Annotated in this window: 14 protein-coding genes; 5 read left to right on the forward strand and 9 right to left on the reverse strand. The window is 68.7% G+C overall.

All coding sequences use genetic code 11. The annotated features are described in order from the left end of the window. The first annotated feature begins 72 nt into the window (after positions 1 to 72). A complete protein-coding gene (locus JOD62_RS08160; RefSeq protein ID WP_204938793.1) occupies positions 73 to 423 on the forward strand; it encodes a TraR/DksA family transcriptional regulator in 351 nt (116 codons plus the stop codon). A gap of 31 nt (positions 424 to 454) precedes the next feature. Continuing rightward, entirely contained in the window at positions 455 to 1,684 is a 1,230-nt protein-coding gene (locus JOD62_RS08165; protein ID WP_204938794.1) for an MFS transporter, read from the forward strand. 112 nt (positions 1,685 to 1,796) lie between these two features. Here the strand turns inward: JOD62_RS08165 and JOD62_RS08170 are convergent, their stop codons facing one another. The 3 genes from JOD62_RS08170 to JOD62_RS08180 form a co-directional block, all read right to left on the reverse strand. Then, positions 1,797 to 2,894 carry an ABC transporter permease gene (locus JOD62_RS08170; protein WP_204938795.1) on the reverse strand — a complete coding sequence of 366 codons (1,098 nt, stop codon included), beginning with the start codon at positions 2,892 to 2,894 and terminating at the stop codon, positions 1,797 to 1,799. After that, positions 2,891 to 3,787: an ABC transporter ATP-binding protein gene (locus JOD62_RS08175; protein ID WP_204938796.1), complete on the reverse strand. Its 897-nt coding sequence runs from the start codon at positions 3,785 to 3,787 to the stop codon at positions 2,891 to 2,893. The genes JOD62_RS08170 and JOD62_RS08175 overlap by 4 nt, the downstream gene beginning before the upstream one ends. A 154-nt stretch (positions 3,788 to 3,941) precedes the next feature. Continuing rightward, positions 3,942 to 5,129: a benzoate/H(+) symporter BenE family transporter gene (locus JOD62_RS08180; protein WP_204938797.1), complete on the reverse strand. Its 1,188-nt coding sequence runs from the start codon at positions 5,127 to 5,129 to the stop codon at positions 3,942 to 3,944. 104 nt (positions 5,130 to 5,233) lie between these two features. Here JOD62_RS08180 and JOD62_RS08185 point away from each other — a divergent pair, with 104 nt between their 5' ends. After that, positions 5,234 to 5,806: an NADPH-dependent FMN reductase gene (locus JOD62_RS08185; protein ID WP_378790004.1), complete on the forward strand. Its 573-nt coding sequence runs from the start codon at positions 5,234 to 5,236 to the stop codon at positions 5,804 to 5,806. 63 nt (positions 5,807 to 5,869) lie between these two features. Here JOD62_RS08185 and JOD62_RS08190 read toward each other — a convergent pair whose 3' ends face one another. The 3 genes from JOD62_RS08190 to JOD62_RS08200 form a co-directional block, all read right to left on the reverse strand. After that, positions 5,870 to 6,097 carry a multidrug transporter gene (locus JOD62_RS08190; RefSeq protein WP_204938799.1) on the reverse strand — a complete coding sequence of 76 codons (228 nt, stop codon included), beginning with the start codon at positions 6,095 to 6,097 and terminating at the stop codon, positions 5,870 to 5,872. A gap of 146 nt (positions 6,098 to 6,243) precedes the next feature. Continuing rightward, complete coding sequence (locus JOD62_RS08195; protein ID WP_204938800.1) at positions 6,244 to 6,924, reverse strand: response regulator; 681 nt, start codon at positions 6,922 to 6,924, stop codon at positions 6,244 to 6,246. Further along, positions 6,921 to 8,225 carry a sensor histidine kinase gene (locus JOD62_RS08200; RefSeq protein ID WP_204938801.1) on the reverse strand — a complete coding sequence of 435 codons (1,305 nt, stop codon included), beginning with the start codon at positions 8,223 to 8,225 and terminating at the stop codon, positions 6,921 to 6,923. The genes JOD62_RS08195 and JOD62_RS08200 overlap by 4 nt, the downstream gene beginning before the upstream one ends. 165 nt (positions 8,226 to 8,390) lie before the next feature. Here JOD62_RS08200 and JOD62_RS08205 point away from each other — a divergent pair, with 165 nt between their 5' ends. Next, the gene (locus tag JOD62_RS08205; RefSeq protein ID WP_204938802.1) at positions 8,391 to 8,837 is read left to right on the forward strand and encodes a VOC family protein; all 447 of its coding nucleotides are present in this window, start codon (positions 8,391 to 8,393) and stop codon (positions 8,835 to 8,837) included. A 22-nt stretch (positions 8,838 to 8,859) separates the two neighbouring features. Further along, positions 8,860 to 9,492 carry a dihydrofolate reductase family protein gene (locus JOD62_RS08210; RefSeq protein ID WP_204938803.1) on the forward strand — a complete coding sequence of 211 codons (633 nt, stop codon included), beginning with the start codon at positions 8,860 to 8,862 and terminating at the stop codon, positions 9,490 to 9,492. A 3-nt stretch (positions 9,493 to 9,495) separates the two neighbouring features. Here JOD62_RS08210 and JOD62_RS08215 read toward each other — a convergent pair whose 3' ends face one another. From JOD62_RS08215 to JOD62_RS08225, 3 genes are all read right to left on the reverse strand, one after another. Further along, positions 9,496 to 10,344: an HAD family hydrolase gene (locus JOD62_RS08215; protein ID WP_271171484.1), complete on the reverse strand. Its 849-nt coding sequence runs from the start codon at positions 10,342 to 10,344 to the stop codon at positions 9,496 to 9,498. Continuing rightward, positions 10,341 to 11,186 carry an exodeoxyribonuclease III gene (locus JOD62_RS08220; protein ID WP_204938804.1) on the reverse strand — a complete coding sequence of 282 codons (846 nt, stop codon included), beginning with the start codon at positions 11,184 to 11,186 and terminating at the stop codon, positions 10,341 to 10,343. The genes JOD62_RS08215 and JOD62_RS08220 overlap by 4 nt, the downstream gene beginning before the upstream one ends. Before the next feature lie 194 nt (positions 11,187 to 11,380). Further along, entirely contained in the window at positions 11,381 to 11,923 is a 543-nt protein-coding gene (locus tag JOD62_RS08225) for a YbhB/YbcL family Raf kinase inhibitor-like protein (protein ID WP_204938805.1), read from the reverse strand.

An 11,923-nucleotide genomic window follows, 5' to 3' on the forward strand; every position in this document is an offset into this window, starting at 1 on the left:
TCCGGCACCAGAACCGACGGAACTCTCCTGCGAACGGCCCTGATCATCCCGGCGGAGGGCAGGATGAAGGGCATGGACACTGCCCGCTTCCGCGCTCTGCTCGATGCGCGTCGCGCCGAGCTCGAAGAGCTTCTCGCGCGGCTGGAGCGTGACGAGGCCAGCATCCGCCATGACCGCGCCGACGCGACGGCCGACGACGAGCACGACCCCGAGGGGACGACGCTGTCGGGGGAGTGGCAGAAGCTCGACGGGCTGCAGCGCTCGATGAAGGCCGAACTCGCCGAAGTTCTCGCCGCACTCGGCCGCATCGACGACGGCACCTACGGCAGGTGCATCCGCTGCGGCCAGCCGATTCCGACCGGGCGGCTGGAAGTGCGCCCGATGGCGACGATGTGCGTGCCGTGTGCCGAGAAGGCGAGCTGACCGGTCCGCAACGCGTGACAGGATTGTCCGGATGAATGCCTCGGGTGACTCCACAACCGCCGACGCCCGTGTGACCCCGGATGCCGCCGCCCGCCGAGCCCGGCTCGCGGTCGCCGCGCTCTTCCTCACGAACGGTGCTCTGTTCGCGAACCTGCTGCCGCGGTACCCCGAGATCAAAGCCGCGCTCGGCCTCGACAACGCGACGTTCGGACTCTCGGTGGCGGCGCTCCCTGCGGGCGCGATCGTCGCAGGTCTTGCTGCGGCGGTGATCATCCGGCGTTTCGGATCGGCGCGCGTCGCCGTGTTCGGCACGACCCTCACGAGCCTCGGCTTCCTCGCCGCGGGCCTCGCACCCTCGGCGTTGCTCTTCGCCCTCGCGCTGCTGCTGGCGGGGGCGAGCGATGCCATCACCGACGTCGCGCAGAATGCCCATGGCCTGCGGGTGCAGAAGCGCTACGGGCGTTCGATCATCAACTTCTTCCACGCGATCTGGTCGATCGGAGCGGTCATCGGCGGCGTCATGGGCGCAGCGGCGATCGCCCTCGGCCTGCCCGTGGCCGTGCATCTCGGCATCTCGACGGCGGTGTTCGCGACGGTTGCGCTGCTCGCGCTGCGCTTCTGCCTGCCGGGCAAGGACGAGGCGGATGCTGTCGCTGACGTCCCCGAAGCGCTCACCCCGCCGCGCCGCGGCGTGAGTCCTCGAATCATCCTGATGCTCGCCGCGCTCACCCTCGTCGCGATGGCCGGCGGCATCGCTGAGGACGCCGGCAACTCCTGGGCGACGATCTACCTCGCCGAATCCCTCGGAGCTCCTGCGGCTATCGCGCCGATCGGGTTCATCGCCCTCGTCGGCGCGCAGTTCGTGGGACGCATGCTCGGCGACCCCATGACCGACCGTTTCGGTGCCCGCGCGGTCGCACGCGTCGGAGGATTGATCGCCGCGGTCGGCATGGGGCTCGCGCTCGCCTTCCCCTCGATTCCGGGCACGATCGCAGGCTTCGCAGTCGTCGGTTTCGGCATCGCCACCCTGATCCCCGCGGCGATGCACGCGGCGGACGAGCTCCCAGGACTCCGCGCGGGTGTCGGCCTCACGATCGTCTCGTGGCTGCTGCGCCTCGGATTCCTGTTGTCGCCACCCATCGTCGGGTTCATCGCCGACAACGAGTCGCTGCGCGCGGGCCTGCTCATCGCGCCGATCGCGGGAATCGTGGCGCTGCTTCTCGCCGGCGCCCTGCCGAAGCGGGAGCCTCGGACGCGCTGATCGCGGAGCATCCACCCGCGTCGTGCCGTCGTGGTCCCGACGGTGACGAGAAGCATCACACAGGAAGCGCCCGCCGGTCGAAACCTGACGGGCGCTTCACTGATGCGGAACCTCAGCCTCGCAGGGCCTCCTTGAGCTTCACGCGGCCGCCCATGCGCAGCAGCGAGTTCTCGTAGATCTTCGCGCCGATCGCGATGGCGACGCCGCAGCTGATGAGCAGGATGACGAGCGACACGAGCGGCTCCCACCACTGCGCCTCTCCGACGAACAGGCGCATCGGCATGCCCACGGGCGCCGAGAACGGCACGTACGACAGGATCGTCATGACCAGCGGGTTGTCGTTGAAGAAGATGACGAGGAAGTACGGCAACATCACGAGCATCGTGATCGGCATGGTCGTCGATCCGATGTCCTCCTGACGCGAGACCATCGCGGCGGCCGCAGCGAACAGCGCCGCCAGCAGGATGAACCCGAAGAGGAAGAACACGGCGAACCACAGGATCGGTGCGCCGAGGAACGACAGCACCTCGCTCTGCCCCGTCACCGAGAGTCCGACGACGGCGATGGCAGCGAGCAGCAGGATCTGCCCCATCGCGAGCACCGTGTTGCCGAGCACCTTGCCGGCCAGGAGCGTGCGGGCGGGGATCGCCGAGATCAGCAGCTCGACGACGCGCGTCTGCTTCTCTTCGACGACGCTCTGCGCGATCGTGCCACCGAACGTCGACGCCGCGATCAGGAAGACAATGCCGAAGGCGATGGCGATGAAGTAGCGCAGCATCCCATCCGTCGTCGCCGGCTCGAGGATGTCGACAGACGGAACCTTCGCGAGCTGCATGAGCAGCGAGTTGGAGACACCGTCGAGGAAGACGGCGCTGTAGCCGAAGGTCGGGTCATCGCTCGGGACGAGAGCCACGCTCACGTCGCCGTTGCGCACCAGTTCCTCCGCGGCGGCCGCATCCGCGACCTCGGTGATCTTCGTGTTCTGCATCGCCTCGGCGACAGCAACGGTCTCGGAGGTCACCGCGATCGACGTCGGGTCGGGGTTCTTCGCGGTGAAGCCGCCGAAGAGGACACCGGCGAGGGCGATCAACATCATGATCCCGGTCGAGATCATGAACGCCTTGCTGCGCAGCTTCGATCCGATCTCACGCTCGGCGACCAGCCAGACCGCGGACGTCTCGCGCACCGGAGTGCGGGTGGGGGTGCTCACTGGATGACCTCCTTGAAGATCTGGGCAAGAGTCGGATGCTGCGGGGCGAAGCTGTTCACGCCGCCGCGATCGACCGCGGAGCGCAGCACGCGCTGAGCAGTGTCGGGGCTGTCGACGTCGAAGACGGCCGATCCGCCCTCGAAGTCCACAACCGTGACGCCGGGCTCAGCGCGGAGCCAGCCCGCGTCTCCGGCGGAGACGAGTTCATAGCGGGGTGCCGAGTACTGTGCGCGGAGGGCGTCGCGTGAGCCCGATGCACGGATCGTGCCGCCTGCGATGATGACGAGATCGTCGCAGAGGCGTTCGACGACATCGAGCTGGTGTGACGAGAACAGGATCGACACGCCCTGTGCGGCACGCGCCTGCAGGACGCCGGCGACGACATCGACGGCGAGTGGGTCGAGACCGGAGAACGGCTCATCGAGGATGAGCACTTCCGGTTCGTGCACGAGCGCCGCGGCGATCTGCGCGCGCTGCTGGTTGCCCAGCGACAGCGACTCGATCAGCGAATCCAGGCGCTCACCCAGGCCGAGCTCGGTCAGCAGCGCGGTCGCGCGCGCCGTGGCATCCGCCTTCGAGAAGCCGTGGAGGCGGGCCAGATAGGCGACCTGCTCAAGCACCTTCATCTTCGGGTACAGCCCGCGCTCTTCGGGCATATAGCCGAAGCGGCGGCGGTCGGCGGTCGTGATCTCCTGGCCGTTCAGCGTGACGCTGCCGCCATCGGCGGACAGCACGCCCAGGATGATGCGCATGGTCGTGGTCTTGCCGGCGCCGTTGCCGCCGACGAAGCCCGTCAGGCGGCCAGGAGCGACCGGGAAGGTGATGTCATCGAGCACGCGCCGCGAGCCGTAGCTCTTGGTGATGCCGGAGAGGTTCAGCTGCCCTGTTGTCATACCTCCACGGTACGAATCCGCCGCACGGCGGACATCCCCCGCGCGGCGGATTCTCACGGGTCATCCCCGCGGTGGAGTCTCCCCTCGCGTTCGAGGAGCGATGTTCACCCTGGTTTCGACGATTTGAAGGTGAACATCGCTCCTTGAAGGCGGGTCAGCGCCGCCCGAGATGCAGGACGCCCCGCACGAGCAGCCCGGCCACGATCGCCCAGAACGCCGCGCTGATACCGAGGACCGCGACGCCGGATGCCGCCACCAGCAACGTCACCACAGCGGGGATGCGCTCGCCGGGGTCGTCGATCGCCTGCTGCACGGATGAGCCGAACGCGGCGAACAGGGCGATGCCGGCGACCGCCGGGATGACGGCGGGCGGCGCGAGCAGGACGAGTGCGGCGGAGGCGGCCGCGCATCCGCCGAGCAGAACGTAGGAGATCCCCGTGGAGAGCCCGGCGACCCACCGCCGCCTCGGGTCGGGATCCGCCTCGGGGGCTGCGGCCAGCGCTGCGCTGATCGCCGCGAGGTTGATCGCGTGACCTCCGGCGGCGGCGCCCGCGGCAGTGCCGAGTCCCGTCACGAGCATCGCCGGACGCCACGGCACCTCGTACCCGTAGCTACGCATGATCGCGATGCCCGGCACGTTCTGCGACGCCATCGTCACGACGAACAACGGCAGGGCGATGCCGATGACCGCGCCCAGCGTGAAGGTGGGTGCCGTCCACTCGAGCTGCGGGATGAGGAGCGCAGGATCGACCGTCTTGCCGGAGGTGACGACGCCGATGATGACGACCACGGTCGCGGCGACGAACGCGAACGGCACCGCCCAGCGGGGCGCGAGGCGCGCGAAGATCAGCCAGGTGATCGCGACCGGTGCGACGCCCCACGGATTCAGGGCGAGCCCAGTGACCGGCGCGAGACACAGCGGCAGCAGCACCCCGGCGAGCATGGCCTGGGCGATGGACGCCGGGATGGACGCGATCAGCGCGCCGATCTGCGGCACGAGCGCGGTGAGCAGAATGAGCGCCGCCACGACGAGGAATGCGCCGACGGCGGCGGGCCATCCGCCCTCGACGAGTCCCGTGGCGGCGAGGAGCGCGGCTCCCGGCGTCGACCAGGCGACCGTGATCGGCATCCGGTAGCGCGTAGCGAGCACGATGCAGGCGATGCCCATCGTGAGACTCAGCGCGAGCAGGCCGCTGGCGGCCTGGCCCGGGGTGGCCCCGACGGCGGCGAGTCCCGTGAGCACGACCGCGAACGAGCTGGTGAAACCCACGAGGGCGGTCACCACCCCCGCGATGATGGGGCGCGACAGCGGTGCTCGCGTCTTCGCAGAGGAGTTCGTCATCGAGACCGAGAGTAGTGCCGACGGAAAAGATTTTGTATTCGTGGGAATAGATCTCGAGCAGGTGACGTTTTCCCTGCTGACCTCGTCCCAGACGCACAAAGGAAATCCCTGTGACTCGCACCATCGGCTACATCGTCGGCAGCATCTCCAGCACCTCCATCAACCGCAGCCTCGCCACCGCGCTGGAGAAGCTCGCACCGGAGGGCACGACGCTCGTCGAGATCCCGATCAAGGACCTCGGCTTCTACTCGCCCGACCAGGACGCCGACTACCCGCAGGTCGCCCGCGACTTCAAGCAGGCCATCGCCGACGTCGATGGCGTCCTCATCATCACCCCCGAGTACAGCCGCTCGATCCCCGGTGTCCTGAAGAACGCTCTCGACTGGTCGGCCCGCCCCTGGGGCCAGGGCTCGTTCAACGAGAAGCCCGTCGCCGTGATCGGCGGCTCGATCGGCGGCGTCGGCACGGCGGCTGCGCAGCAGCACCTCCGCGCGATCCTCGGTCACTACAACGCGCTGACGATGGGTCAGCCCGAGGGCTTCATCCACATCACCCCCGGCCTCATCACCGAGGACGGCGACGTGACCAACGCGGGCACCGCAGAGTTCCTCACGGCATGGCTGGAGGCCTTCAACCTGCACATCTCGCGCTCGCACGCGGCGCTGCAGCTGGTCTGAGTTCGGTCCGAACAGCACACGGCGGATGCCCCGAAGACACAGTCTTCGGGGCATCCGCCGTATTCACGGGGTGACGGTGTCCGCATCGGCACCCGGCGCACCGGGGCCAGGGCCGGGACGCACCTCGGCGTCGGGTGCGATGTCGATGCGGGTGTTGCCGTCATGCCTGCTGACCGTGATCCGCGGGGCAGCATCCTCCTCGGTGGCATTCGGCGCCGTGGTGAGCTGATCGCGGCGCTTCTCAGCTCGGGTCATCTCGTCATCTTCGGGTGGGGTGGTGTGATCAGACATCGGTGCTCTCCTCATCGTTGCCGACGGTTCACGCGGCCGCAGCCACGCTAGGCGGGGGCGCTCGAGTGCACGACGGGGTTGACACGCGGGGCGCTCTGACGAAGGAGCCGGGTGCAGACTGCGCCCCGACGCCGAGAGGGAATCGTTCAGGCGATCCCGTGTCGCAGGGCGAGCACGATGGCCTGCACGCGGTCACGGGCTCCGAGCTTCTGCAGCACGCGGGACACATGCGTCTTCACCGTCGCCTCGCCGATGAAGAGAGCGGCCGCGATCTCGGCGTTGCTCCGTGCCTCCGCCATGAGCCGCAGGACCTCGGCTTCCCGCTCGGTCAGGGGCTCTGCGAGCACCGAAGAGGGGGAGCCGGATGCGGCACGCACCGCACCCGCCATCGGCGTTCCCACCGGTGCGGTGAAGCGCTGCAGTACGCGTCGGGTGACCTCGGGGGCGAGGATCCCGTCGCCAGCGCCGAGTGCGCGCACGGCCGTGACGAGCTCCTCCGGTGTCGCGTTCTTCAGGAGGAATCCGCTGGCGCCGGCGTCGAGTGCGGAGAACAGGTAGTCATCGTGATCGAAGGTCGTGACGATCGCGATCGCCGCGGTGACGTTCGCATCCGCGACGATGCGGCGGGTCGCCTCGATGCCGTCCATGTCGGGCATCTGCACGTCCATCGTGATGACGTCCGGCTGCAGAGCGGATGCGGCAGACACCGCCTCCGCGCCGGTCGCGGCCTCGCCGATCACCGTCATGTCGGGCTGGGAATCGATGATCGTGCGGAACCCGGCGCGCAGCATCGCGTGATCGTCGACGAGCAGAACGCGGAGCGTCATGAGGCGGATCCCGTCGGGTCAGAGGCCGGGGTCAGGGCGTTCGCCGCCGTGCCATCGCGCAGTGGAACCGTCGCCCGCACGCGGAAGCCACCGTGCTCGCGCGGCGTCAGCTCGATCGTGCCTCCAGATGCCAGGGCGCGCTCACGCATGCCGACGAGTCCCAGGCCGGGGCGCAGCACCGTCACCCGCCGTCCCGTGCTCACGATCTCCAGCTCGACATCGTCTCCGCCGAAGCGCACCCTCACATCCGCAGTCGCATGGGGCCCGGCGTGGCGCCGCGCATTCGTCAGCGACTCCTGCGCGATGCGGTAGAGGTTCACCGCGGTGAGGGAAGGGATCGGCGTGGGATCACCGACGACGGTGTAGCTCGTCGGGAGCCCCGCCTGCTCGGAAGCAGCGATCAGATCCGGGATGTCATCCAGGCTCACCGTCGAGCCTGCCTCGTCAGTCTCCGAGTCCGGAGTGCGCAAGGTCTCGAGCAGATGCCGCAGCTCACCGATCGCGGTCCGTGCCGAATCCTCCACGCCCCGGAGAATGCGCCTCGTCTCTTCGGGGTCCTGATCCAGCACCATTCGCGCAGCACCTGCCTGCACACCCATCACCGAGACGTGATGCGCGACCACATCGTGCAGCTCGCGTGCAATGCGCACCCGGTCGAGAGCGACCGCCTGTGCTGCCGTCAGCTCGCGCTCGCGCTCCAGATCGGCGGTGCGCTGCTCCAGAACAGCGCGCTGCTGCGCGGACGCCCAACTGCGCTCGCCGAAGTAATAGGCGCCGCCGAAGTACAGCACGTTCGTCAGGACATTGATCAGCATGAAAGCGATGTAGGGGGAGAACAGCCCCGCGGCGATGTCCATCTCATCCGCGTTGGTGAGCGCGTCACGGAACATCGTGACGATGAGCCAGATGAACATCCCCACGATGATGGCGATGCGCACGATCATCGCGCGCATCCGGTCGTTCATCCAGGCGCCCGCCGTGTACAGGCCGATGAACATGGCGATGTTGCCCACATAGATCTCGGGAATGCGCAGCGTGACCGCGGCGAAGTACGCGACGGCGACGACGACGGCGACAACCGCCGGCCACCGGCGGCGCACGGCGAGCGGCGCCGAGATCGCGAGCGCATAGATCGGAGCCGCCCACAGCGGCCCCTGCTCATCGCCGTACACCTCCGCGATGGAGCTGAGCCCGGCACTGAGCATCGCGCCGACGAACACCACGCCCGCGAGAATGCCGTCCAGGCGATGATCCCGCGGGGTCGGGATGCGCGGCACGAGAGGCGCAGACGATAGGGACATGTTTCCACCGTACGGGCAGGGCGCGGCGCGCAGCATCCGTCACAAGGGGGATCTGTCGTGCACGCGCCGCGGGACGAAGTGGGGCTTGACGATGCGGATGCGGTTTGCGAGCATCGCCGTGTCGCGCCGAAACCTCGCGTGCGATGCCGCGCCGAAGGAGCCATCATGACCAAGGTCTTCGTCAATCTGCCCACCGCCGATCTCGAACGCTCCAAGGCGTTCTACGTCGCTCTCGGATGCGAGATCAACCCGCTCTTCACCGATGAGAACGCCGCGAGCGTCGTGTGGAGCGACGATGTCTACTTCATGATGCTGACGCGCGACTTCTTCACGACGTTCACCGACAAGCGGCTCGTCGAACCCAAGGACGACGTGCAGGTGCTTGTCGCCCTCTCCCGCGATTCTCGCGATGACGTCGACGCGATCGTGGCCGCAGGGCTCGCCGCCGGCGGCACCGAACCGCGCCCGGCCACCGACTACGGCTTCATGTACTCACGCGATCTGGAAGACCCTGACGGCAACGTGCTCGAGTTCGTCTACATGAGCGAAGAGGCCGCCGAGCAGGGGCCCGAGGCGTACCTGAACGACCAGGAAGGGCTCGGCGCAGCCTGACGCTGCGGCGAGAACCTCGATCATGAGTGCGGCAGGACGCGTCGTCATCGATCTGTTCACGACCCTCGACGGCGTCGCGCAGGCGCCGGGAGGTCCGGAGGAAGACCCGTCCGACGGCTTTCCCTTCGGTGGATGGCAGGCTCCGCTGATCGACGAGGCGGTCGGCGCCGGCGTCGACGAGGCCATGCGCGACATGGACGGGCTGCTGCTCGGCCGACGCACGTACGACATCTTCGCCGGATACTGGCCCCACCACACGACCGGGCCGGAAGGGGCGATCGGGCAGCTCTTCAACCGGATCCCGAAGTACGTCGCCACCCGCGACTCGGGGTACCCACTGGAGTGGGAGGGGTCGAGCCGCATCGGGGACAACCTCGCGGCGGAGATCGCAGAGCTGCGCACCCGTCACCGCCAGGTGAACGTCATCGGCAGCGTCGACTTCGTGCAGACTCTGCTAGCCGAACGGCTCTACGACGAACTGCGCATGTGGGTGTACCCGATCGTGCTCGGCACGGGCAAGAAGGTGTTCCCCACGGGGGCCGCTCCCGCGAATCTGCGCCTCACCACGGCGCCGGTGGTCTCGGATCGCGGCGCGGTGCTGCTGCGATACGCCCCCGAACCGGGGACCCCGCAGACCGGGACGATGGGGGAGTAGTGGTCAGGTAAGGCGCAGCATCCGCTCGATGACCTGAGCGACCCCGTCGTCGTCGTTCGATGCGGTGATCTCGTCGGCCGCATCTTTCGCGGCTGCCTCGGCGTTCGCGACCGCGACGCCGTGCCCTGCCCAGCGCAGCATCTCGACGTCGTTCAGGGCGTCGCCGAAGGCGAGCACCTCGTGCTGCGCGATGCCGAGGTGGGCGCAGAGCTGCGCGAGGCCCGTGGCCTTGCTGACACCCTCGGCCATGACTTCGACGAACGGGGCGCCGGAGAGCGTCGCCGCGAAGCCGGTGAGGCCGAGGGCCTGCAGGGCGTCGTAGATCAGCGGCGGTGCGAGTTCAGGATGTCGCACGACGAGCTTGAGGGTCGGCGCATCCAGCACCTGATCGAGCGGCACGCCGCCCATCGTCTGCGGATCGCGTTTGTGGTCGTTGAGGTCGGCGATCGCGGCATAGCCGTGCTGGGCGACGAAGCCTTCGCCGCCGTCGCGCACGCTGGCGAACAGCAGGCCGGGGATGCTCGCGCTCAGCGCCTCGGCGACCGTACGCAGCGTCTCCGAATCGAGTTCGTCGGCGAAGAGCATCTCGTTGGTCGTGAGGTGGATGCCGAAGGAGCCGTTGCTGCACAGCGCCCACGCGTCGAACCCTGCGCCGGCGGCGACCGCCCGCAACCCGATCGGCTGACGCGCGGTCACGGGCACGACATGGATTCCGGCGGCGCGGGCTGCGTCGAGCGCGGCGCGAGTGCGCGTCGAGACCTGCGCGTCGGAGGTCAGCAGCGTGCCGTCGAGGTCGGTGGCGATCAGGCGGATGCGCGGTGCCGTCGCCTCCGGAAGATGCGGCGTGCTCACGCGAAGATCATCGGCATGTCATCGTCGTCTTCGTCGCCTCGCAGATCGAGATCGACGACGACGGGCACGTGGTCGCTGGGCTGCTCGCCCTTGCGCTCATCGCGGTGGATCGATGCGCCCGTCACGGCGTCGGCAAGCGCACGGGAGCCGAGCACGAAGTCGATGCGGATGCCCTCGTTGCGGGGGAACTTGAGCTGCTGATAGTCCCAGTACGTGTAGCCGGTGGGAAGCAGCGGACGCACGACATCGGTGAGGCCCGCGCCCTCGAACGCGAAGAACGCGGCCCGCTCGGGCTCGGAGACGTGCGTCGAGCGACCCTTCACGATGGCCGGATCGCCGTTGTCGTCATCGAACGGGATGATGTTGAAGTCGCCGACGAGCGCCAGCGGGAGGTCGGGGTCGGCCGCGAGCTGCGCCTGCGTGGCCGTGCGCAGCGCCTCCAGCCAGTGCAGCTTGTACTGGTAGTGCGGGTCGTCGAGCGAGCGGCCGTTCGGCACGTACAGACTCCAGACGCGCACGCCGTTGATCGTGGCACCCAGCGCGCGGGCCTCGAGCGGCGCATCCGGACCCTCATGGCCTTTTGCGAAGCCCGGCATTCCTGCGAACGCCGTCTCGATGTCGGTCATGGGCTCGCGGCTGGCGATCGCGACGCCGTTCCACTGGTTCAGCCCGTGCACCTCGACGTGGTAGCCCGCCTCTTCGAAGGGCGCGTACGGAAACTGCTCGGGCTTGCACTTGATCTCTTGCATCGCGAGCACATCGATGTTCTCGCGAACCGCGAACTCGACCGTGCGACGTACACGGGTGCGGATGGAGTTGACGTTCCAGGTGGCCAAGCGCATACCCCCAGCCTACGGCGGGGGCCGGACATCGCCGGACCGCCGGGATGCTGGCCGGCCGGCCAGACCATCGGGGTGCCAGAGGACGGATGGCGGGAGAAATCCCGGGCGGCGGGAGAAACGGCCGTGCCTGGGGAGACGGATGCTGCAAGCTCCCGCCATCCGTTCCCGGATCGGCCGCGTGGCGGCTGGCCGGCTCAGTGCTCCGTCGGGTCCGCGGTGCCGATCAGTACGCCGCGGGCGAGTGTGTGGAAGTGCCGGTTGAAGCCGAGGATCGCCGGTGTCGATCCCGCCGGGATCTCCAGATGGTCGATGTCGAGCGCGTCCACCACGAAGAAGTAGCGGTGCACGCCCGTTCCCGCGGGCGGGGCGGCGCCGATGTAGCGCTCGGTGCGCGCCTCGTTGGGAAGTGTGAGCGCGCCGAGCGGCAGCGCGCCTTGCTCGCCGGAGCCGACGCCGGCGGCCAGACTGCGGATATCCGCGGGGAGGTTGTAGACGGCCCAATGCCAGTAGCCGGATCCGGTCGGAGCATCCGGGTCGAAGCACGAAATGGCGAAGCTGCGCGTGCCGACGGGCGGCTCGCCCCAGGTCAGTGCGGGGGAGCGATCCGCGCCGCCGCGGCCTTCGGCCCATGCCGACAGCGGCAGCGGCCCGCCATCCGTGAAATCGGGGCTCGTGAGCGGCAGTGGGGCCGTCGGACGCAGTGCGGCGAGCTCGGCATAGGGGTCGAACGAGAACAT

This window comes from Microbacterium keratanolyticum, assembly GCF_016907255.1.
In the GTDB taxonomy this organism is placed as follows: Bacteria; Actinomycetota; Actinomycetes; order Actinomycetales; family Microbacteriaceae; genus Microbacterium; species Microbacterium keratanolyticum.